General features: G+C 49.2%; 16 protein-coding genes. 6 read left to right on the forward strand and 10 right to left on the reverse strand.

What is annotated here, in order from left to right; all coding sequences use genetic code 11:
• Positions 1-38: 38 nt before the first annotated feature.
• The 3 genes from ACR9Y8_RS08200 (at position 39) to ACR9Y8_RS08210 (ending at position 3,078) form a co-directional block, all read left to right on the forward strand.
• On the forward strand, positions 39-1,025 hold the full coding sequence (locus ACR9Y8_RS08200; RefSeq protein WP_481212761.1) for a GlxA family transcriptional regulator: 987 nt from the start codon (positions 39-41) through the stop codon (positions 1,023-1,025).
• Positions 1,026-1,143: 118 nt separating this feature from the next.
• Positions 1,144-2,244 (forward strand): hypothetical protein, encoded by a 1,101-nt coding sequence (locus ACR9Y8_RS08205; RefSeq protein ID WP_481212762.1) that lies wholly within the window; start codon positions 1,144-1,146, stop codon positions 2,242-2,244.
• Between the two features lie 111 nt (positions 2,245-2,355).
• Positions 2,356-3,078 (forward strand): DUF4197 domain-containing protein, encoded by a 723-nt coding sequence (locus ACR9Y8_RS08210; RefSeq protein WP_481212763.1) that lies wholly within the window; start codon positions 2,356-2,358, stop codon positions 3,076-3,078.
• Positions 3,079-3,207: 129 nt separating this feature from the next.
• Here the strand turns inward: ACR9Y8_RS08210 and ACR9Y8_RS08215 are convergent, their stop codons facing one another.
• Together ACR9Y8_RS08215 and ACR9Y8_RS08220 are read right to left on the reverse strand one after the other, a co-directional pair.
• Positions 3,208-4,653, reverse strand: coding sequence for a PQQ-dependent sugar dehydrogenase (locus tag ACR9Y8_RS08215; protein ID WP_481212764.1), 1,446 nt, complete (start codon positions 4,651-4,653; stop codon positions 3,208-3,210).
• Between the two features lie 180 nt (positions 4,654-4,833).
• The gene (locus ACR9Y8_RS08220) at positions 4,834-5,676 is read right to left on the reverse strand and encodes an alpha/beta hydrolase family protein (protein ID WP_481212765.1); all 843 of its coding nucleotides are present in this window, start codon (positions 5,674-5,676) and stop codon (positions 4,834-4,836) included.
• Positions 5,677-5,734: 58 nt separating this feature from the next.
• Here ACR9Y8_RS08220 and ACR9Y8_RS08225 point away from each other — a divergent pair, with 58 nt between their 5' ends.
• Positions 5,735-6,136, forward strand: coding sequence for a VOC family protein (locus ACR9Y8_RS08225; protein WP_481212766.1), 402 nt, complete (start codon positions 5,735-5,737; stop codon positions 6,134-6,136).
• Here ACR9Y8_RS08225 and ACR9Y8_RS08230 read toward each other — a convergent pair.
• From ACR9Y8_RS08230 to ACR9Y8_RS08240, 3 genes are read right to left on the reverse strand one after another with little or no spacing between them, the layout of a single operon-like run.
• A complete protein-coding gene (locus tag ACR9Y8_RS08230) occupies positions 6,129-7,709 on the reverse strand; it encodes a purple acid phosphatase family protein (RefSeq protein WP_481212767.1) in 1,581 nt (526 codons plus the stop codon). The two genes, ACR9Y8_RS08225 and ACR9Y8_RS08230, sit on opposite strands and share 8 nt — an antisense overlap.
• Entirely contained in the window at positions 7,706-9,553 is a 1,848-nt protein-coding gene (locus ACR9Y8_RS08235) for a cytochrome c peroxidase (protein ID WP_481212768.1), read from the reverse strand. Before ACR9Y8_RS08235 ends, ACR9Y8_RS08230 begins: the two co-directional genes overlap by 4 nt.
• Positions 9,554-9,603: 50 nt before the next feature.
• The gene (locus tag ACR9Y8_RS08240) at positions 9,604-10,497 is read right to left on the reverse strand and encodes a glycoside hydrolase family 43 protein (protein WP_481212769.1); all 894 of its coding nucleotides are present in this window, start codon (positions 10,495-10,497) and stop codon (positions 9,604-9,606) included.
• 192 nt (positions 10,498-10,689) lie between these two features.
• On the opposite strand from ACR9Y8_RS08240, the gene ACR9Y8_RS08245 reads away from it, so the two are divergent.
• On the forward strand, positions 10,690-13,059 hold the full coding sequence (locus ACR9Y8_RS08245; protein WP_481212770.1) for an ABC transporter permease: 2,370 nt from the start codon (positions 10,690-10,692) through the stop codon (positions 13,057-13,059).
• Here the strand turns inward: ACR9Y8_RS08245 and ACR9Y8_RS08250 are convergent.
• A complete protein-coding gene (locus tag ACR9Y8_RS08250) occupies positions 13,028-13,426 on the reverse strand; it encodes a ribosomal maturation YjgA family protein (protein WP_481212771.1) in 399 nt (132 codons plus the stop codon). The two genes, ACR9Y8_RS08245 and ACR9Y8_RS08250, sit on opposite strands and share 32 nt — an antisense overlap.
• A gap of 60 nt (positions 13,427-13,486) precedes the next feature.
• Here ACR9Y8_RS08250 and ACR9Y8_RS08255 point away from each other — a divergent pair, with 60 nt between their 5' ends.
• Positions 13,487-14,254 carry an MBL fold metallo-hydrolase gene (locus ACR9Y8_RS08255; RefSeq protein WP_481212772.1) on the forward strand — a complete coding sequence of 256 codons (768 nt, stop codon included), beginning with the start codon at positions 13,487-13,489 and terminating at the stop codon, positions 14,252-14,254.
• 69 nt (positions 14,255-14,323) lie between these two features.
• On the opposite strand, the gene ACR9Y8_RS08260 is transcribed toward ACR9Y8_RS08255, so the two are convergent.
• The 4 genes from ACR9Y8_RS08260 to ACR9Y8_RS08275 all read right to left on the reverse strand — a co-directional run bounded on the left by ACR9Y8_RS08260 (position 14,324) and on the right by ACR9Y8_RS08275 (position 22,075).
• The gene (locus ACR9Y8_RS08260) at positions 14,324-16,000 is read right to left on the reverse strand and encodes a lectin (RefSeq protein ID WP_481212773.1); all 1,677 of its coding nucleotides are present in this window, start codon (positions 15,998-16,000) and stop codon (positions 14,324-14,326) included.
• Between the two features lie 147 nt (positions 16,001-16,147).
• Positions 16,148-17,317 (reverse strand): glycoside hydrolase family 99 protein, encoded by a 1,170-nt coding sequence (locus ACR9Y8_RS08265; protein WP_481212774.1) that lies wholly within the window; start codon positions 17,315-17,317, stop codon positions 16,148-16,150.
• Between the two features lie 175 nt (positions 17,318-17,492).
• The gene (locus ACR9Y8_RS08270) at positions 17,493-19,040 is read right to left on the reverse strand and encodes a RagB/SusD family nutrient uptake outer membrane protein (protein WP_481212775.1); all 1,548 of its coding nucleotides are present in this window, start codon (positions 19,038-19,040) and stop codon (positions 17,493-17,495) included.
• A gap of 41 nt (positions 19,041-19,081) precedes the next feature.
• A complete protein-coding gene (locus ACR9Y8_RS08275; RefSeq protein WP_481212776.1) occupies positions 19,082-22,075 on the reverse strand; it encodes a SusC/RagA family TonB-linked outer membrane protein in 2,994 nt (997 codons plus the stop codon).
• Positions 22,076-22,078: the final 3 nt, after the last annotated feature.

A 22,078-nucleotide genomic window follows, 5' to 3' on the forward strand; every position in this document is an offset into this window, starting at 1 on the left:
AATAAGCTGTATTTTTATTGTCCACAAAAAAACATACCATGGTACAACTTGGCATCTTACTTACACGGCATCACCGTTTGTTAAGCGTGGCCGCAATGCTGGATGTTTTTGAAACAGTTAACCACTATTATGAAGGGGACGGACAAGCTGCTTTTTTTGAGATCTCTTTGCTTTATCCACAGAACAGTTATCCACCCGCTTATTCCGAACACCCGGTATATCCGCTGCAGGCATCACCCAGGCAAACCATCATCCTGATACCGGCCTTTGGCACCAGCGATATGCAAGCCGCCATCCGCGACAACGGCGAGTGTCTTTCCTGGCTGCAACAACAGCATCAGCAGGGCACGGAAATAGCCAGCTTCTGTACCGGCGCCTTCCTGCTGGCCGCTACGGGTTTGCTGGATAAAAAGCCGGCCACCACACATATACATGCCGCCATGGCCTTTGCCAAGGCATTTCCGCAGGTGCAGCTGAAGTCCGGCGAGATCACTACGTTCCAGCAGGGCATCTATACCGGCGGAGGCGCTACGAACAGCTTTCACCTCATGCTGCGGGTGCTGGAAAAATACTGTGGATACGATATGACCCTGCGGGTAGCCAAATACTTTGCCATTGATATGGACCGGGAGCAACAGGCTTACTTCGGCACTTTTCAGCCGGTGCTGAACCATAAGGACGAACTGGTGAGCGCCCTGCAGCACCGGATAAAAAGCCGGTTCCAGGAAGCCGGAACCATTGAGGAATTGCTGTCTGAAATACCCGCCAGCCGCAGGAATCTGGCCCGGCGTTTTAAGGCCGCTACGGGTTTTACGCCCATCGAATACCTGCAGCGCACCAGGGTGGAAGCCGCCAAAGGCTTACTGGAACAGACCGATCAAAGCATACTGGAAGTGATGCTGAACACGGGTTATAATGACCTGAAAACCTTCCGGCAGCTGTTCCGCAAAACCACTGGTATGACACCCACTGCCTACCGGGAGAAGTTTTACCGGAAACGCGTTATTGACCCGGCTTTACAGTAAATGGCCATGTTATTTCTTTTATTGAAAATAATCCCTACTTTGAGGCCAGATCACCCGGAACGGCCTTTGAACATCCACGTGAACAATGCTCTTTTTATTGCTAATTAATAGAACAGTTATGAACAAACTTTTATCAACCATTTTCTTATCGGCTACCATTTTTATGACCGCCATCAAAGGACATGCGCAAGGTTGCGTTGCACTGCGCGGCAGCGGCACTTCCTGCGTAATGACCCATGCAGATGAAGACCAGGCGGACAAGTGGATCTTTAATATGGGCGGACGCTATTTCAAGTCTTACAAACATTTCAAAGGCAGGGAAGAACAAAAGGAAAGAGTAGAACAAGGCACAGAAGTGATCAATCACCAGACCGCGGTTGACCTTACCCTTACCAGGATACTGGACGATCGATGGAGCGTGATGATCGACGTGCCGCTCCTGTTCAATGCCCGCTCTTCTTTGTATGAGCACGGGCTGGTGAACGGCAGGAATACTTTCAATGAGCGTCACAGCATGCACTCCTACGGCCTGGGAGATATCCGGATAGCGGTATACCGCTGGCTGCTGAACCCCGGGAAAGTGACCAGGGGCAATATCCAGGCAGGCCTGGGCATCAAGTTTGCCACCGGCGATTATGATTACAAGGATTACTGGTACAACGTAGGCCCCGGTGGCGCCAAAGAACTGCGCACCGTAGACCAGTCCATACAGCTGGGAGATGGCGGCACCGGTCTTACTACCGAAATAAATGCCTACTATAATATTTCCCACCACTTTGGCTCTTACCTTAATGCTTATTATCTCATTAATCCACGTGAGCAGAACGGCGTAAGAACCTACCGCGAAACACTCTCGCCTGCATTAGCCAATGAAGGGATCATGAGCGTACCAGACCAGTATATGTTCAGGGCGGGCCTTACTTATTCAGCCAGCAACTTTACCGCCTCTGCAGGCGCCAGGCTGGAGGGCATTCCTGTACATGACCTCGTGGGCGGCAGCGGCGATTTCAGAAGACCGGGCTATGTATGGTCTGTAGAACCTGGCGTTGCTTACCACCTGAAGAAGGTGAACCTGTATGCAACAGTGCCGGTGGCATTTGTACGCAACAGAACACAGAGTGTAACGGACAAAGAAAGAAGCACTCCTACTAATAAGGTGAACGGCGATGCTGCTTTTGCTGATTACGTGGTGAATATAGGCTTCTCCGTGAGGTTTTAATTAGTAATTAATAATGAAGAATTAATAATCACAGCACCAGTATCAAGACTGATTACAAGTACTTTAATAATTATTAATTATTCATTATTCATTGTTAATTTTACGCCTACTATGAAACAGAAGCTTTTCGCAGGTATTGTTGCACTGTTGTTCTTCACCGGTTGTGAGAGCACCCAGCAGATCTTACAGAACTTACCCAACATGAATTCCGGTCAGCTCAGCTCCGCGCAGATCGCAGCGGGACTGAAGGAAGCGCTGACCATCGGCACACAGAACAGCGCCAACAGGTTATCTACCGTAAACGGGTTTTTCGCCAATGCGGCATTGAAGATACTGATGCCGCCGGAGGCCCAGAAAGTAGAATCCACCCTGAGGAATGTTGGCCTGGGAAGCGTGGTAGACAAAGCGGTACTGGCTATGAACCGTGGCGCCGAAGAAGCTGCCAAATCAGCTACGCCCATATTTGTGAATGCGATCAAGCAGATGACCATCACAGATGCCATCGGCATATTGAAAGGCGGTAACAATGCAGCTACCAATTATTTCAAACAGAAAACCACTGCTGCATTAACCACTGCTTTCAGACCCGCCATCAACGATGCACTGAAAAAGGTAGACGCCACCAAATACTGGGGAGATGTATTCTCAGTATACAACAGGTTTTCTTCTACACCTGTAAATACAGATCTTGCAGGCTATGTAACAGAGCGGGCCGTTAGCGGCATCTTTCATGAAGTAGCATTGGAAGAGCAGAAAATAAGACAGGACCCTGCTGCACGGGTAACCGATCTGCTAAAGACGGTGTTTGGCAGCGCGATGGCACAGAATAAATAAGTGGTAAGTTGTCAGTCGTAAGTTGTCAGTTGTTAGTAGATGCAACGAATATCATTTTCGTTTTAATCACTGACAACTGACAACTTACGACTGTCAACTCACAACTGACGACTTACGACTTACAACTTATTAATACTTTCCTCCAACATAACCATGACCATGCGTACTATCATCGTCATCCTTATCGCCCCATTTCTGCGGCACCAGTTTAAACACCTTACCGGTAGTACCTGATGGCCCAAGCATGCTGGATACTGTCAGGTAGATCTCTCCATCGTTATCCTGGCCAAAGCCTTTCAGGAAATAGCCCAGGTCATTGGGATGATCTTTGGGGTTGATCTCTTCGTAATCCCACAGACCGCCACCTCCACGAGGGGTAGCCATAAACAGTTCTGCTTCAGGTTTTTCTGCTGTACGGGAGAAACTACCGAAAATATATTTTCCCTGCCACCCGTGTATAGTCTTTCCGCGGTATACATTACCGCCAATAATGGTAATGGCAATACCGCCTTTGGGGTTCTCAGCGTTATTCACCTCAATTACAGGGTCTGTAAGCTCAACACCATACACATCTTTTGTGGGGCAACCAGGCAGCTCTTTCTTATTATCGGCTGCGTCAAAACAATGCGTGCCTTCTTTTACGTTCCAGCCGTAGTTACCACCTTTCTTAACCACGTCTATCTCTTCATAGAGTGCCTGACCGGCATCGCCTAAATATAACCAGTTGTTGCCGCCCATATCAAAAGAAAAACGATAAGGGTTACGGAATCCATAAGCCCAGATCTCGTCCATTCCGGGTTTGCCTACCAAGGGATTATCTGCGGGTATAGCGTATGGTCTAGCACCATTCACATCGAGGCGCAGCACATTACCGAAGAGGTTCTTTTCTATATCCTGTCCATTACCGCCTTTATTCACCGTATACCAGTCTTCCACGTGACCGGGCGCTACATCATCGGCTGCGCCACCATCACCGATGGAAATATAGAGATAACCATCCTTGCCGAAGGCCAGGGTACCGCCGTTGTGATTGCTTTGCGGGTCATTCAGCTCCAGGACGATCTTTTCAGATCCTAACAATGCCACATCCGGGTTGCCGGGAGATACCTTGAATTCAGCAATGCGGCTGAGATTGTCCCAGGTGCCACCACCTTCCGGTCCACCGGGGCGAGCCTTCAGCTGATAATACACAAAAAAGCGCCCGTTATTTTTATAATCCGGGTGGAAAGCAAAACCCAGTAATCCACGTTCGTCATAGCCCGGATCGAGCGGTACTAATTTGTGCGTCAGATCGAGGAACGGCATGTTCTTCTTATTACCGTCCTTGTCTACTATCCAGATCTTTCCAATCTGATCAATAATGAACAACCTTCCGGAATTGTCAGGCGCCTCTACCAACCCGAGTGGAGAAACCAAACCATCGGCAATCATTTTCATTTCAACGCCTTTCGGATGCAGATCATCAGGTTTTCTACAGCTCTGTGGCAAGAGGAGCATACTTAATAACAATAAAGACAGGGGGCCCATAATGCTGCGTAGCAGCGGGCGCATGGCTTGCGTGGAATTGACTCTCATAAAGGCTCTATTTTAGATTGTTAGCAAATCGTCAACAGATTATCATTCCATAGGCAGCCGGGGTATGATGTAACAAAAGTGAAATGATCAAGAAAAGTATTGTGGCATAAGCATACTATAACTACGAACAAATTTTAAAAAGGTTGCGTGCAAACAAAAAAATATTGAAGAAATAAAAATTTAGTGTGGCTCAGGTTGGTGAACGGCGTTCAGAACAAAGCTTACAATCGGTTTCGGATCCGGAAGGCTATGTGGATGATGTTTAAAACCGGGCTTATGCATGACAGTAATCTTACCGTGCTGTGCTTTTATCATGCGTTCAAACAACAATGTATTTTCGGCTGGGGGCACGGCCTCATCGGCATCTGCGCAAAGGATCAGGATAGGATAATGTCCTTTCACTATCTGTGCTACTTTATCAATGGGGCTTCCTTTAAATTGTTTCAGTTCTTCGTCTGTATGCAGGTTGTAATCTGCTTTCAATTTAAGCAGGCTTGCACTATCCGGACCTACGGCGCCCAGTCCGCCCGGCCAGCTTTTCAGATCCAGCACCGGGTTATCTACATACACACAGGCTACCTTACCAGGGTTCTCAGCAGCCCAGTTAAAAACATACACAGCGCCACGGCTCATGCCTTCCATAACGGCCTTATCTGAGAGACCTGCCTGATGAAGCAATGCATAAAAGCTATTCCAGGTGCTAATGGCTTCGGGATTTCCAAAGAGCTCCGCTACATCGCAGTATGCAACATGATAACCACGCTCCAGCAAAGCAATTTCTGTTTGCGGTTCATGTCCCCAGAAGCGGGCTCTCCATATCCAGGGATGACCTTTTGCCGCCTGCTTTGGCTTTACCAGCTTACAGGCATGGCCATTGAGTGTCCACTCCGCACAGTCGTAACCGTGATACGAGGTGATCTGCAGGGGTAGCTTTATTTTATTGAAGATATTTTCCTTTGCGGCATCCTGGGCTTTGCAAAAGATAGTAAGCAAACATAACAGTATTGCAGAGAGATATTTCATAAGGTTTATTTCAGGTATTAAATCTAATGAATAGTAACTTTATATAAAACAGTATATCATGTTCGGACAAACAAAAGCATTCAGCAGTTTTTCTGTAAGCAACCTGCAGGAGGCAAAGGAATTTTATCAGCAGCAGCTGGGACTGGAAGTTACCGAAGACACTAAGATGTCCATCCTGCAGCTGCACATTACCGGTACCAACGGCGTTATCATCTATCCGAAACCCAATCACATGCCCGCCACTTTTACTGTGCTTAATTTCCCGGTAAGTAATATTGATGCGGCGGTGGATGAGCTTACGCAACGTGGCGTGCGTTTCCTGCAATATGACGGAGAACTGAAAACGGATGAAAAGGGCATCTTCCGTAGTGAAGACAGGAGCCAGGGGCCCAGCATCGCGTGGTTTGAGGACCCCTCCGGCAATATCCTGTCTGTATTGGAACAGTCATCATCTATTTAGCCACCACTTCAAATACATCCTTTATACAACCGTAGGCATCTGACACTTCGTATACGGTCTTGCCTGCCTTTGCTGTTACCTGTATGCTGCGGCCACTTCCGTTCTTTTTGCTCCATTTGTATTCACCGGTGAAGGAAGCAGTGAGTGTAATGCTTTCACCTTTCTTTGCGCGGATCGTGGTGTGCCTGTTCACATCTTTCATCATCACAAAATGATCTCTTACCTGGCCGTCTGCACAGATCCATTTCAACTCCAGGCGATTGCCTTCTACTTCCAGCATAGACGCACCGCCTATATGATAGTTTGAATAATACATGGCATTGTGCGGGTAGGCAGCCTGTTTATCACCGGAAGCGCCGGCGGAACCGGTTACTACGTACACCGTGCCTTTGTTGGTAAGGTTGTCTTTAATATAGGGACAGGCGTCAGGGCTGCCATCATACAAAGCGGTGGAACCATTCAGCACATGTTGTGCGGAATCAAAGGTGGTTTCCATACCGTAATGTCCCTGCATCAGCCGGGAACGTTCGTACAAATGGCTATGGCCGCAGAGGATCAGGTCTACGCCATAACGTTCCAGAATGCGGATGAAGTTCTCACGGATCTTTACCAGCTCTGTTTCCCTGTCTGAGTTATGTGATCCCATTGTATAGGGCGGGTGGTGCCAGTAGGCCACTATCCATCCTTTACCGCCTTTGCTGCGGTAGGCTTCCAGGTCTTTCTTCACCCACTGTACCTGTGCACCGCTGGTATCATACATCCTGGTGGCATTGTCTTCTTTGCCATAGGAATCTAATGACAGAAAGTGTATGTTGCCGATGTCGAACGCGTAGAAGGCCTGGGTATGAGAAGGCACACCGCCGGCCTCTCCTTCTGTAGGCATGGAAAAGTTCTGGTAATAGGCCACGTCGTGCGTAGACTGTGCCGTTGATTTAAAGCGGTACAGGTCATTGTAGTCGTGGTTGCCAGGGGCCGGGTATAAAGGATATTTCTTCAGGAGATCATCTTTGTAGATGTTGAAGAACTTTTCCTGGAACTCCGGATCAGTACCATAGGAATAAGCATTATCACCCAGGAGAATCCAGGCGTCCATCGGTTTATCCTGGATGTATTTCATTACCTGGTCTCTCACATCACGCTGGCGGGTGGAGTTATTGCCACAGTCGCCGAAAACGCCGATCCTGTATGCGCCTTCCTGGCCTGGTAGCGGCAGCGTAACAAAGTGATTGTCTGCTCCTGACTGTAAAGTGTCTCCTGCACCTCCGCCGATGGAGTAATAATAGTTTGTGCGGGGCTGCAATCCGCTGAGCTTTACCTTATGCTCAAAGGTAAGGGTGGGATCTTCCGCCACCTGGTCCAGCTTAGTGGCAGTAGTGCCGTAAGTTACCACGCTGCGGGTCATGGTATTGGTCCTCCAGCGGATAACGATACTATTGCTGGTAGCGGCCTGTAAATAAGGGCCTCTTAGTAATTCCGCCACAACGGTGGGCCTACGCTGCTCCTGGGCGGCTGCCGGCACTGCAAGCAGCGCCAGCACATATATGCCTGCCAGTGATGATAAAAGTCTGTTCATTTATTGCCTGATTGTTGTTTGTAGTGTGACGGTATAGTGTCTTCCAGGGCATGGAGGAAGCTGACAATATCGCTGATCTCTGTTTTTGTAAGATGCAGTGGAACGGCGGAAAGTGTTTGCTGTTCCGTATTCAATCCTATCCCCCTGCCGCCGCCTTTGTTATAGAATTCCACTACCGCTTCGAGGGTGGCGAAGCCGCCGTTGTGCATATAAGGCGCGGTAGCGGATACGTTCCTGACAGTTGGTGTTTTAAATGCGCCATTGTAATAAGCAATAGGGAACACCTTGTATCGCCCGCTGTCAGGATCTGCCCGCGGATGCAGCAAGTCATCCGTGAGGGATGTGCCCAGTACTTCCAGTTCTGTAAAGTTATAGCGCGGTGGCATGAGGCCATTGAAGAGGGGAGCAAAATGACAGGTACCGCATTGTGCTTTGCCCATGAATAAATTAAAGCCGCGTGCCTGGGCGCTGCTAAGCGCGGTGGTGTCGCCATCCATATAGCGGTCAAAAGGCGCGTTACGGGGAGCCAGGGTTCGTACAAATGCAGCGATAGCGCCGGCTATCCTGGTCACCGTAACGATACTGTCTGTTGTATTGGGGAAGATGCGACTGAAAAGCCCGCGGTAGTGCACATTCTCCTGCAGACGTTGTACAGTGATGTGATGGTCTGCATTCATCTCAAGCGGATTGCTCATCACATCCATCACCTGCATTTCGATGCTGCTATCCCGGCCGTCCCAGAACTGGGCATATTGATATCGTGCATAGAGTAATGAGGGCGCATTTCTCTGTACCTGCGAATGTCCGTCAAAGGCGCGGCTCTTTGGGAGCGCATCTGTAAAATGCAGATCTGGCTGATGGCAGGTGGCACAGCTGATCTTATTATTGCCAGAAAGTGCTGGTTCATAGAAAAGCGCTTTGCCCAGTGTGATCATATCCGTGTTGCCGGCAGAAGGGCCGGGCATATCGATCGCATCTTTGCTGAAGAGATGCTCTGCATGATAATTGAGCGCTCCGGGCAGGCTTTGTGTTTCCAGCTGCATTTCGCGGATCAGTGCAGCCAGGTTACGTTGCAAGGGAAGCGCGTAATGCGTAAGGAAACGGAGGCGATCGAATGTATCAAAAGCGCCGCCGTTCTGCAAAGCCTGCAGGCTGCCATCCAGGTAATAAGTCACGCTGTCGGCATGCGGCGTATGTTGTTCGAGGTAAGGCGACAACGCATGCTTTACACCATTGAGTGCTTCATATGATTCTGTTACGCCGGATTTAAGCAGTGGCGCATCAAAGCCGGCAATGCCCAAGGCGAAAATACGTACCAGTTCCAGCCGGATGCTTTCCATGATCTGGCGGTCATTGGCAGTAAAGCCGTACAGCAGCGCATGCAGGTCTTGTGCGGAAGAGCTGATGGCGGCTGCTTCTTTCAGCAGTTCTTCTTTATGAGCTGTTATATCTGTTTCAAACAAAAGGCTCTCGATCACCTGCATGCCGATGGGCGTCTGGTATTCCATGTAGGGCTCTTCGATCTCGTATTTGGCAGGCCCGTTATAGACGATGGCTGCGCTTTGAAAGAAATATTCCAGGAAGAATTCTATCCGTTTATAGTATAGCCGGCACCGGACCAGGGCCTGGCGGGCAGCTGCGATGGTTTGCGGCGATGTGTTGTCGATGCGCAGCAGTGACTCCTGCAGCTGCAGGGTTGCGCCCGCAAAGTTTTGCGACTCCGCCTTAAACCAGGCCGTCACTGTTTCCGTTCCACTGAAAGTGGACGTGGGCAGGGGCGGCCCCCATACCATCTTTGCGGCAAAACAGAGCATGCCGGTGAACAACACCCTTATCAATACCATAACACACTAAATAATAGCGCAAATAAAGCATCTTTTATGTTATGGTATCATTAAGTGTGGTGAGCGGGGGCAACGCCTGCTGAAGTCATTACTACGGGTTTAATGGTACCGTCAGGATTAAAATACAGGTAATCGATACAAACGGAACGGCGGTAGCTATCGCCACCCGGGAGGCCTCCGTTATGATAGATAAAATACGTTTGTCCATTGAAGTCCAGCAGGGCAGGCGAATTGGTCTGGCAATTACCCGCCAGCTCATTCACAATGCCTTTAAACTCCCAGGGGCCATCAATACTACGACTCATGGCATAGGCCACTTTTTCGGGGAACTGGTAACCGTAGAGCAGGTAGTACCAGTCGTTCCGCTTATGGATCCAGGCGCCTTCTGAAAAATCGGGCAGGTCTACTACGCGTATAGGCCCATCCAGCTCGATCATGTTCTCTTTTAAGCGGGCATAATAGCAGATGCCGTTACCCCAGAAAAGGTATGCCTGTCCGTCGTCATCAATGATCACCGTAGGATCAATATCATCTTTATCGCTATCGATAAAAGTAGTCATATCGTTACTGACGAGGGCTGATCCCCGGGCATCGCGGAAGGGACCTTCGGGGCGATCTGATACGGCAACACCGATTGCCCTGCCGGGAATGTGCTTATGTTCTACGGCAACATACCAATAGAACTGACCATTGCGATGGATGACCTGTGAGGCCCAGGCGCCGCCCTTTACCCAATCAAAATCAGTGGCCCGCAGCGGAACGGGGTGTTCTGTCCAGTTCACCATATCAGTGGAGGAAAAGCATAGCCAATCGTTCATTACATAGCTGTATTGGCCCGGGGGCGCTTCATCGTGGCCCGTGTACATATATACCTTGCCGTTAAACGCTATAGCGGCAGGATCGGCGGTGAACTTGTGCCGGATAACAGGGTTACGGTATGTCATGATAAGATGATTTTAATGCTACGAGAATGGTGGGTAACGTACAATTATCATACCTGCAATGTTCAAAAGCGGACGCTTTATGTAGCGAAAGCGAACATATTAAAAAACTGTAATTTCATAATTAACTGGTTTAATGACTATCTCAGGAAGGGCTGTTTTTTGAGCATATCATCGTAACTATTGAGCTTTGTCATGATAAGAAACTACTTCAAAATCGCCTGGCGGAACCTTTTGCAGCATAAGGTCCTGTCGTTCATCAACATCTTCGGGCTCGCTATGGGGATAGCATTTGCGTTGGTAATAGGCGCGTGGGTAAAGTATGAAACCAGCTTTGATAAATTCAATAAGAACGGGGACCGTATAGCCATGGTGTTGAAGCATACCCTGTTCAATGGCCACAAAGGCACACAGGACGCCACTCCCCTGCCCTTGTATTATGAGCTTAAAAATAATTTCCCGGAAGTAAAACGGGCTACAAGACTTAGCTATGGCACGACTAATAGCCTGATGAACGGAGATCGTAAATTCAGCAAGGCGGGACGATATGTGGACCCCGACTTCCTGGAGATGTTTTCCTTTCCGTTAATAAAGGGCGACATCAGGACCGCTTTAAACGCCCCCAATTCTATCATATTAACGGCATCTACCGCCAATGCTTTATTCGGAACAGCTGATCCTATCGGGAAAATGGTAAGGCTGAGCAACCAGTTCGACATGCAGGTGACCGCCGTTATGAAAGACATTCCTGCTAATTCAACGCTTCGTTTTGATTTCCTGGCGCCGTACGAACATGTTATGCAGCATGATAAGTTCAAAAGAAATAATAAAGCGAACTGGGGCAATAATTTCCTGATGAATATGCTGGAGCTCAAACCCGGGGTTTCCATGGAAGCTTTCGCAAAAAAGATAGGGCCGCTGAACGTGATAAGAGATCGTACGATCAAGAACCAGACGCTGATATTACATCCGCTCGGTAAGTGGCATTTGTACAATGATTACAAGAACTGGGTGAATACGGGCGGCAAGATCACCTATGTGCGCTTATTCGGTATCATCGGCATCTTTGTATTGCTGATCGCGTGTATCAATTTCATGAACCTTTCTACCGCCCGCTCTGAAAAGCGGGCAAAGGAAGTGGGCATCCGCAAAGCAGTTGGCTCAGACCGCGGGCAGCTGATCGCGCAGTTCCTGAGCGAGGCAGTCCTGACGGCATTCCTGGCATACCTGGTGTCGCTGATCCTGATCCAGCTATTGTTACCTTCTTTCAAAGACCTGGGCTTTGAGGATATTCACCTGGGCGTGGGCAATATACCGCTGCTGGCTTATGGATTAGCGATCTGTGTCCTTACAGGGCTGATAGCCGGCAGCTATCCGGCCTTATACCTGTCTTCCTTTTTACCTATACGGGTATTAAAAGGTGTGTTGGTACAGGGCAAAGGCCCGGCTGCATTTCGTAAAGTGCTGGTGGTTTCACAATTTGCCATCTCTATCGGTTTGATCATCGGCACGGTGATCGTATTTCAGCAGGTACAACACGCGAGAAGCCGCTCCATCGGTTATAATCCTAATAACCTGATCAATATTGAAGCATCAGACGACCTGGCAAAGAACTTTCCTGTGCTGAAACAGGAACTGCTGAACACCGGCTATTTTGAAGCGGTGGCCAGGGCTTCGCAACCGCTGACGGCTATCTATAACACCTGGAGTGATTTCTCCTGGGAAGGAAAAGCACCGGACCAGGATATGGCTATGGATGCTCTCATGACGGAATGGGATTTTGATAAAGCTGCAGGCCTGAAATTTAAACAGGGCCGGCCTTTTTCAAGGGCTTTTGGCACAGATTCGAATGCCGTCATCCTGAATGAAACGGCGCTGAAGCTGATAGGGTACAAAGATCCGATTGGCAAGCGTATGAAATTAGGTAACCGGCCGCTCACCATCATAGGAATTATAGATGATGTGGTAATGGCCGATCCATTCAGACCGGTGGGGCCGCTGGCTATTATTTTCGATCCAGGCAGCATCAACAACATCTATCTTCGTTTAAAACCCTCATCAGATCTAACACAGACACTCAGCGCCATTCAACCGATTTTTGATAAATACAATCCCTCCCTGCCCTTTGAATATAGTTTCGCAGACCAGGAATTCGGAAGGAAGTTTGCCGCAGAGAACCAGGCTGGTAAGCTGGCCGGCATCTTTGCTGTGCTGGCGGTGCTGATCTCCTGTATGGGATTATTTGGCCTGTCTATGTTCATGGCAGAACGGAGAACCAAAGAGATCGGCATCCGTAAAGTGTTGGGTGCATCTATGACCAACCTCTGGGTATTGCTCTCAAAAGAATTTATATGGCTGGTGGGGATAGCCTGCCTGATCGCCTCTCCCCTGGCCTTCTGGTTAATGAAAGGTTGGCTGGAGCATTATGATTACCGCATCAGCATCAATTGGTGGATCTTTGCTGTTGCGGGCGTGATAGCAGCCGTGCTTGCGCTGCTGACGGTAAGTACGCAGACGATCAGGGCGGCGAATGTTAACCCGGTGAAGAGCCTGAAGACGGAGTAGGGATCCTGTTCCTGCGTTCCAGGAACAATACCAGCAATATTCCTAATGTATAAGCGATCATGTCTGACCATGCAAAGCTATTGCCTATTATGATGTTCGCCAGCCTGGAATGCTGCAGGCCGAGGTGTTTCACCAGGTTGAAATATTGTAACACTTCTACTGTATATGCAAACAACAGCACTGCGATCGCTACCGTTTTAACCGGAGCATCGATCCATGCTTTTACAAAGCAATAGATCAGGATCACCACCAGAAAATCGCCGATGTAAGGGCGGATGAAATTATCATGCACAAATACTGCGATGAATACCTCTGTTATAAACAGCAGCAGGAATAGGAAGAAATAGCTTTTTTGGAACCTGAACATAGCGGGCGTTAAGATAACTATTTATTCCTGTAACTTTGGTCAGACACAAAATCCAAGGTTATGAGCTTTAAAGTGCAGTTATTAAGACACGCCACCCTGCTGCTGGATATTAACGGAAAACGTATACTTGTCGACCCCATGCTCAGCAAAAAGGAAGCAATGGAGCCCGTTCCGAATGCTTCAAACAACCACCGTATTCCGTTGGTAGACCTGCCGATTAGTGACAGCGGGCTGGAAGCATTGCTGCATAACACAGACGCCGTACTGGTAACACACACGCACCGCGATCACTGGGATATCACTGCGCAGCAAAAAATACCCAGTGACACCACCATTCTGTGCCAGCCTGCAGATGAAAGCCTAATCAAAGAACAGGGTTTTATCAATGTTAAAAAAATAGAACCGGAACTGCACTGGGAAGATATTGTCATTCACCGTACCGGGGGACAGCATGGCACGGGGGAGATCGGTAAACTGATGGGCACTGTTTCAGGTTTTGTGCTGGTACACGGCAAACAACGCTTATATATCGCGGGTGATACGATCTGGTGCAGAGAGGTGGAAGACGCCATCACCAACCATCAGCCCACACATATCATTGTAAATGGCGGCGGCGCACAATTTATACAGGGCGATCCGATCACCATGACCACAGATGACGTACTACAGGTAGCAGAGTTCACTAAGGCGCCTATTGTTGTGGTGCACCTGGAAACAGTGAACCATTGCCATCAGAGAAGGCCTGATTTCAAAAAAGCGATTGCAGAAAACAAATTAAGCGGCCGTATATCCGTACCCGATGACGGAGGATGGTGGGAATTGCAATAAAAGAAAGAATGCCGCCAACAGATAATACTGTCAGCGGCATTGCAAGCTTTCCAAAGGATATTTATCAGGTTATTGGTTTACGCGGAATCGCTCAGTTGCCTGAACGGTTGTTCTGTTACATGTCATGGCTTGTGTGCCACCTTCACTGGAAACATATGCGCCATTGTTGCCTCTTAAAGAAATAGTCCCGTCTGCATTCGTTATCCAATCAAACTGTTCCCACGGCCCGATCGCTGTACGATTGCAGTTCATTGCCTGCAAACCATTCTCTGAACTTACATATTTTCCCTGGTTGATCAAAGCTATTTTTCCATTTCCTGCATTTACTACTGTAAATTGCTCCCAGGATTGTGCCACAGTACGATTGCAATTCATGGGCTGGGCGCCGTTTTCCGAGCATGCATACAGGTTATTGGAACTTTTAAGCGTAATCGTCTGACCGATGGGTGCGCCACCGCCACCCGGGACAGTAGGTGTAGGCCGGGTAGCTGTAAGCCCTATTTGTCCTTTCAGCATCCTGCCCCCATCTCCCGTCAGGCGCAGATAATAGTCTGCAGAGCATGCCACGCCGTCTTCATCCAATGCCAGGAAACCGGAACCAGCAGGTATCCATGCAGCACTCTCTGCTGTTTTAGCGATCTGATTGCCTTCATTGTACTCATCAAACATAGAAATATAAATACCCTGGGCGCCCAGTCTTACCATATTGTAGAACTGCCGCCACATAAAATCACCATGAGCCCGCTGATGTTCCTGCAGATCACCGGGCAATACGCATGGCTGATAATCGATACCGTTCTGGTTACAGAAATCCTGGTCTCCAATGTTCACATTGTTGTAAAACCAGTCAGAACCGTTGGCATCGCCAATGCGGCCCACCATCCAGGGGGAGAGCATATTGAAGGCGCGGTATACGTCCAGAAATCCCTGTCTTGAATCGGCATCAGCAGGGGCGGTACGCCACCAGGTAGGTATGCCGCCGATCACATAACAGCCCTGGCCTTTGAACCAGTTAATGACGTCCAGGCAGGCGGCCGCCGTAAAATTGTGGTTGTTGTCGTTAAAGCCAAATCCCCAGATACAAACTACCGGTTTGCCATTCTGTTTGGCATAAGCGGAGGAGCTGGTGTAAGCTTTCATTTTGTTCGTCCAGTCTGTCTTGATCTCTGATTGCATGTTGGTCCAGCCGCTTACATCATACATGATGTAAAACTTACGCCCATACGTTTCTGCTGCCGTCCTTACCTTAGCGGTAATAGCGTCGCGGATGGGGCCTTCTGTTCCGTTGGGATTGAAACGCTGCAGCGCGGCGCAGTCGATCCCGAACTGCTGCATCCATTGAAAATGGACGTTCACGGACTGGTCGCTGAAGGAAGAGAATAACCTTGCCTGCTGCCCATTGTTAAGATTGGCCCAGCCGGTGGCGAAGGTATTGGTATAGTCCCGCACATCGGGCCAGGACTTGATACCATTGTTGGTAGCAGAAGGTACCTGACCCCAGTTCTGGGTCCAGTGCCACCAGGCATTGATGGGCGAGCCATCGCCCACGCAGGCAAACCAGCCCTGGTAGCCTACGGTGATCTTTCCGACCACATCGCCTACCGGTGAAGCCAGTACGCCGGCCCTGACATTTTTTTCTTTAGTGAGTAAATCTGCGGTCGTGTCCTGGTCTTTCTTCAGGCAAGCGGTAAACAGCATGCTAACAAACAGCCATAGTAAGCTGATGACGTGTGTGCTCTTTTTCATTTTCGTGGGTTTAAGGTTTCAAGAGATAGGTTTTACGTTTGAAGTTTGAAGTTTGAAGTTTGAGGTTTGAGGTTCGTTAAAAGTTAGAAGTTCTGAGAAAGATACTTACCTTAAACCTCTAAACTTCCAACCAACATCAAACTATCTTTATTTCCGTTCGGGAATCGTCATGCTTAAGGGTATTTCTTTCCGCAGCATACGGGCGGCCTGCCCGGTCAGCCACAGGTACCAATCGGAGGGTTTTCCATCCATATCAATAAAAGCGACATCTTTGGTGGGGACGGGCGGGTTATCTGAGCATTTGAAAATAGCGGTGCCCTCGTTCACTTCATCGAACATGGCAATGTATAACATAGAAGCGCCCGCGTTAATGGCAGTAGAGAGCTGTTGCCAGTAAAAACGGCCGCCCTGCCGGGGAATAGAGCCAAGCGGCTTTACATCATCAGGGAAGGCAAATTTGCTCAGGTTATGCCAGCTGAAACCCGGGCATACGCAGGGCACATATGCCAGCTTGTTTTGACGGCACCATTCCATATCATCCACTATCTGATCACGGTAACGGTCCATATCATTATGCAGCAGCGGTGAAAAGCGCTGTACCATCCAGGGCATGATGATGTCGGCCTGTTTGATGATAGTATGCAGGTAGGGATCATGGATACAGTCTGCATTCAGATCGCGCCAGAAGGTAGGCACGCCCAGCATCACCGTGCAGTGACCATACACCGGATCATTTTTCAGGAAATCAATGAGACGTTCCAGGCCTATGTTACGAATGTTATAGGGACGGTCTGGAAAACCAATGCCCCAGATCACTACCACCGGCTTGCCATTCTCGTGGAGATAAGTGTTGGCGCCAGACTGCCGGGTTACTTTGACCTGGTCTACCAGGTATTTCCAATCATTAATGATGGATGAACAATCCTCCCCTTTGCCTTTAAGGCCCGAGAGATCATACATTACAGCGATGGCCCTTTTGTACTTTGAGGCAGCTTCCAGCGCGTTGACCAGGATGCTGGTGGCTTCTTTCCTGCTGGCGCTGTCGCGCGTAACATCGAAGAAGCGCTGCATAAAAACACCATCCACGCCGTATTGCTGCATCCATTTAAAATGAAGGTCTACAGTGCTTTTATCCAGTGAGCTGAAGAAACGAGCCTTGCTGCCATCCTTTAATACAAAGGGCGTTTCATAGGTCTTTTCATATTCGCTCACATCGGGCCATGCATCAATAGCGCTGCGCTGCTCGTTTCCATAAGCATAGCGCCGGGCAGCAGAGCCGTCGCCCGCCGCCCGGAACCAACCCTGATAGCCCGCCATTACCAATCCTTTATAGGTAGGGTATAATGTCTGTGCGCTATGCTTTTCCTGAGCCCGTATCGTGGATTGGGAAACAAAAAAAACAAGGATGAAAAATAAAGATATGTTCCGCATAGGAATGGTCATTAGTTGTCAGTTGTCAGTTATCAGTTATCAGTTATCAGTTATTAGTTTGTTAGTAGCCGGGATTTTGTTGCCAGCCCGGATTGCGGCTCATTTCGTTGGCAGGTATAGGCGCCAGGTACTTCTGTGCCAGCACTGCAGGGTTGGAGAGCACAGCCGGGTTGATAGGATTCTCCTGCGGGCCTCTTTTAGCCAGGATCTTTGGCAGCATCTGCAGCCGTACGATATCAAACCAGCGGATGCCGAATTCCCCGGCAAATTCCCATCCTCTTTCTGCCACCACAGAATCGCGGAAGGCCTGCAGTGTAAGCCCGGGTGTAAGGTTGGGTAAACCTGCACGTTGCCTTACCTGGTTGATGGCGCCATAGCTGGCGGCGGTAGGCGCATTGGCGGCCATGGCGGATGCTTCCGCATAGTTCAGCAACACCATCGGGTAGCGGATAATATCCAGCGCTTTATTGGTGCTGGGATTAGCCGAAAGTATAGCCGTTTCCGTTTCTACGATACCATCTCCCACCCCTGCCCTGAACTTTTTATAATACGGATGGCGGGCGTGGGTAGAATCGGAGTTCCAGGGCACCAGCCTGAAGGTGTTATTGGCTTGCTTCAGCTTCAGGGTAGTGTAATAGGTGGCATCTGAACGGGCGCACTTGGGTGAGCTGAGATAGAAGTTGACCTCAGGATAGAAATCATCCCATCCACTGGGGCCACTGAGCGGCACTTCATCCAGCGGCATACAGGAAGAGCCGAAGGTACGTTGCGGCAAACCACCGGCCACATTGAACTGCAGGGCAAATACGGATTCTGTAGAAGTATTGGTGGTGAATACTTTTGCAAAATCAGCCATCAGCTGGTAGCGGCCAGACTTCATCACAGCATCGGACTCCTGGGCGGCCAGGGCAAAATTAGCCGGCTGGTTCAGGGGCCAGCCTGCCATGGTAAGATACACTTCTGCCAACAGTGAATGGGCGGCCATTTTATTAGCTTTGCCCGGCGCCCCGGGGAAAGACTCTGGCAAATAGGTGATCGCTGTTTTCAGGTCATTCACAATGAGCTCGTACACCTTGCTTACTTCATCTCTTGCAGGCCTTTCATTCACATCGATCGGTTTATCGATCACCGGTACCTGGCCAAAGGTACGTACCAGCATATAATAGCAGAATGCCCTTAAAAAGTAGGCTTGTCCTGCATAAGGATTCTTCACTTCATCTGTAGCATCTACCCGCGCATAATTGGCAATCACGTTATTGGCCTGGTAGATAGCCGTCCAGGGGCCCTGCCATACATTAGACAGGCGACCATCTGCATCGGAATTACCATTGAGCTGATCGAACAAACGAAAGCCAAGTTTATTTAGTCCCGGGTCTGTGGTCAGATCGTCTGAGCCGAAGCAGGGCGTACTGTTACTGATATTGGCGTAGGCTGCATCTACCGCCAGCTGTACATAAATGGCAGTGACCGCGGCATCCAGGTCGGATACAGTTTTAAAGTAGGTCCCCGGCGTAAGATTACCTTTCGGGTCCTCTTCCAGTTTCTGACAGGCAGTAAAGAACAGTATAAAAGAACAGGCGAATAAGAGAATATATTTTGCGTTCGTCATAAAATACTTTTTACAAAAAAGAAAGCGTTGTTATCTGATCATTAGAAACCGGCCCTTAATCCAAAGGTGTATGTCCTGGGGTTGGGGATCACGCCCATTTCCAGGCCCTGCGTAATCGCATTGGTAGCATTGGTGATCTCCGGATCATAGCCGGGGAAACTGGTGATGGTGAAAATATTCTGTCCGCTTACGTATAATTCGAGGTTACGCAGCTTTACCTTGTTCAGCAGGCTGGCAGGCACGCGAAAGGTTAGCGAAAGGTTCTTCAGTTTAATATAACTGGCATTATACACGTAGCGGCTGCTGTTGATAAAGTTGGTGCTGGTAGAGCTGAAAGAAGGGTTATCCGTTTCATTTTCCGGTGTCCAGATATTGAGCGCTTCCTGTGTGGTAGCATTCTTTGCATCACCCAATCCGCCCCAGATATAGGCCAGTGTCTGTGAATAGATCTTCTGGCCGCTGGCGCCCTGGAACATAAAGCTAAGAGAGAAGTCGCCATATTGCAGGTCGTTGATCCAGCCGAAGGTGAACTTCGGAGTACCGTTACCGATAGTCATCCGGTCTGCTGCGGTATACTTCTTATCTCCGTCAACATCGGTGTATTTGGCATCACCGGGCTTCATACCAAACTGCGCTGCTTCTGCCGCTTCGCTTGTTTTCCAGGTGCCCAGGAACTGGTAGCCATAAAACTCACCCAGGGGCTGTCCTACTTTAAGGATAGACACGTTCGTTTGCGGGGAGCCGATATTGTTCACGATCACATTATCCAGTCCGCCGAGGTCCACCACTTCATTACGGTTGAACGACAGCACCGCATTGCTGTTCCATTTGAATTTACTGTTGGCTACTGGTGTACCACCCAATGAAAATTCCAGGCCTTTGTTCTCTACGCTGCCGATGTTGCGCGCATAGGTACCACCGCCCATGTAGAAAGGCGCCTGGTAATAATACAGGAGATCCTTGATCTTTTTCTGATAGGCATCTGCCGTAAAGGTAAGACGGCCGTCAAGAAAAGCAGCGTCCAAGCCTACATCATATTGCGTAGTACGTTCCCATTTCAAAGTATTGGATACCGGTGCGCCCAAAGGTGTGGATACACTGGGTTTGCTGCCGTCAAAATAATAAGGCTGTCCTGTGCTGATCTGCGGAATGGTAGCATAGGCGCCTACTGCCTGGTTGCCCGTAACGCCGTAGCTGGCGCGCAGCTTCAGGTCACTGAAGATCCTGTTATCTTCCATGAAGCCTTCCTTCCTGATATTCCAGCCCAGGGCCAGCGAAGGGAAGGTGCTATATTTTTCAAGGAGGTGAGAGGAACCGTCTGTACGAACACTGGCTGTCAGCAGGTATTTCTCTTTGTAGGAATAGTTCACCCTTCCCATGTAAGATTGCAAGGCATCTGCCCAGTAACCGGAGGTGGTGAGCTGGGTAGTACCTAAACCTAGATTATAATATCCCAGCGCATAGGAAGAAAGGTTCACCGCCTGAGCATTGGAATTGATATTTCTCCTGTTCTGCTGCTCATACAAGGCGGTTACCGTGATGGAGTGATCGCCAAACTGTTTGCTGTAGGTAAGGAAATTACTGTTCTGGTAAGAACGGTAGCGGCCTGTCCCATTAGATGCAAAATCACGACCTGCCATACCCAGGCTGGTTTCTTTACCAAACAATTGCTGGGTCATCTGCCACTGGATCTCATATGTATTGTTGGAAGTAAAGGTAAGCCCGTCGATGATGCGCCAGGTGAACACGCCTGTTCCGGTAAGGTTGGTGGTATTGACATCCAGCTGCTGATTCATGGCCTGTGCTACAGGATTGATCTGGATGGAACCATAGGGAGCAGAGAGGATAAACTTGCCATTGGCATCTCTTACTGCAGTGGTGGGATCCCATTGAGTGGCCTGTGCAAAAGGATCTAACAGATCACCGGGATAACTGGTATTGCGGCTTTGCGGCATGAGGGCCGTAACATTGAGCTTCAGGTCCATCCGCTTGTTCAGCTTAACATCCACATTACTCCTCAGTGTTGTTCTTTTATAATACTGGTTGAGTATAAGGCCGGGCTGGTCCAGGTGATTCAATGAAAAGAGATAACGTACACCTTCATTGCCGCCGGATACCGATACCTGGTAGTTCTGGATCCATGGCTTTTGCTGCAGCTCTTTCTGCCAGTTAGTGCCGCCTTTGGACTGCAGCTCCTGCAGCTGTTCATCAGAAAATGCGGGTGGATTACCGGAGAGACGGAATTGTGTGTTCACGGTCCGGGCAAAGTCATAAGCATTCATCAGATCCAGCTGCTTTGGCACGCTTGCCTTGCTGAACCAGGTAGCAACATCCACACGGGTCTTGCCTTCCTTACCGCTGTTGGTAGTGATCAGCACAACGCCGTTAGAGCCCCTGGAACCATAAATAGCGGTAGCAGAAGCATCTTTCAGTATTTCGAGGGATTCGATGTCGCTGGGGTTAATAGATTCTACGCTGCCGCCGATGTAACCATCTATCACATACAAAGGCTCATTGGAACCGGTGATAGAGTTAGTGCCCCTGATACGTACGCTCAGGCCTGCACCCGGCTGACCGCTGCTGCTGGCCACAGATACCCCGGAGGTAGTACCCTGTAAAGCCTGCTCCACCCTTACCAGGGGGCGCTTGATGATCTCGTCGGATTTGACAGTGCTGGTCGCGCCTGTTACATCCCTTTTTCGCTGCACGCCGTAACCAACCACCACCACGTCGTTCAACGCGCGCTGGTCCTGGCGGAGGCGTACAGTAACAACTTCGCCGTTTACCGGCACTTCCTGTTGTGAATAACCAATGTAAGAAACAATTAAAACAGGAGCAGACTGCCCCCCAACATTGACCTGGAAGGAACCTGCTGCATCTGTAACCGCAGATGCGTTACCTTCTCTTACCCTGACGGTGGCCCCGGGCAAAGGTTGGTTGTTTTCGTCAGTAACGGTGCCTTTTACTATCCGTTGCTGAGCATTTACATTCAGGATACCTAATGCCATGACAATGAGCAGTAGTAATTTTTGCATAAC

This window comes from Chitinophaga sp. SVR4-12A (assembly GCF_056754765.1).

Bases quoted from the DNA above. Each gene is read 5' to 3' on its own strand.
- ACR9Y8_RS08250 (WP_481212771.1), bottom strand. From the start codon at position 13,426: ATGTTCAGGTTCCAAAAAAGCTATTTCTTCCTATTCCTGCTGCTGTTT.
- ACR9Y8_RS08240 (WP_481212769.1), bottom strand. From the start codon at position 10,497: ATGACATACCGTAACCCTGTTATCCGGCACAAGTTCACCGCCGATCCT.
- ACR9Y8_RS08260 (WP_481212773.1), bottom strand. From the start codon at position 16,000: ATGAAAAAGAGCACACACGTCATCAGCTTACTATGGCTGTTTGTTAGC.
- ACR9Y8_RS08215 (WP_481212764.1), bottom strand. From the start codon at position 4,653: ATGAGAGTCAATTCCACGCAAGCCATGCGCCCGCTGCTACGCAGCATT.
- ACR9Y8_RS08200 (WP_481212761.1), top strand. From the start codon at position 39: ATGGTACAACTTGGCATCTTACTTACACGGCATCACCGTTTGTTAAGC.
- ACR9Y8_RS08245 (WP_481212770.1), top strand. From the start codon at position 10,690: ATGATAAGAAACTACTTCAAAATCGCCTGGCGGAACCTTTTGCAGCAT.
- ACR9Y8_RS08270 (WP_481212775.1), bottom strand. From the start codon at position 19,040: ATGACGAACGCAAAATATATTCTCTTATTCGCCTGTTCTTTTATACTG.
- ACR9Y8_RS08220 (WP_481212765.1), bottom strand. From the start codon at position 5,676: ATGAAATATCTCTCTGCAATACTGTTATGTTTGCTTACTATCTTTTGC.
- ACR9Y8_RS08230 (WP_481212767.1), bottom strand. From the start codon at position 7,709: ATGAACAGACTTTTATCATCACTGGCAGGCATATATGTGCTGGCGCTG.
- ACR9Y8_RS08210 (WP_481212763.1), top strand. From the start codon at position 2,356: ATGAAACAGAAGCTTTTCGCAGGTATTGTTGCACTGTTGTTCTTCACC.
- ACR9Y8_RS08255 (WP_481212772.1), top strand. From the start codon at position 13,487: ATGAGCTTTAAAGTGCAGTTATTAAGACACGCCACCCTGCTGCTGGAT.
- ACR9Y8_RS08205 (WP_481212762.1), top strand. From the start codon at position 1,144: ATGAACAAACTTTTATCAACCATTTTCTTATCGGCTACCATTTTTATG.
- ACR9Y8_RS08225 (WP_481212766.1), top strand. From the start codon at position 5,735: ATGTTCGGACAAACAAAAGCATTCAGCAGTTTTTCTGTAAGCAACCTG.
- ACR9Y8_RS08265 (WP_481212774.1), bottom strand. From the start codon at position 17,317: ATGGCGGGCTATCAGGGTTGGTTCCGGGCGGCGGGCGACGGCTCTGCT.
- ACR9Y8_RS08275 (WP_481212776.1), bottom strand. From the start codon at position 22,075: ATGCAAAAATTACTACTGCTCATTGTCATGGCATTAGGTATCCTGAAT.
- ACR9Y8_RS08235 (WP_481212768.1), bottom strand. From the start codon at position 9,553: ATGGTATTGATAAGGGTGTTGTTCACCGGCATGCTCTGTTTTGCCGCA.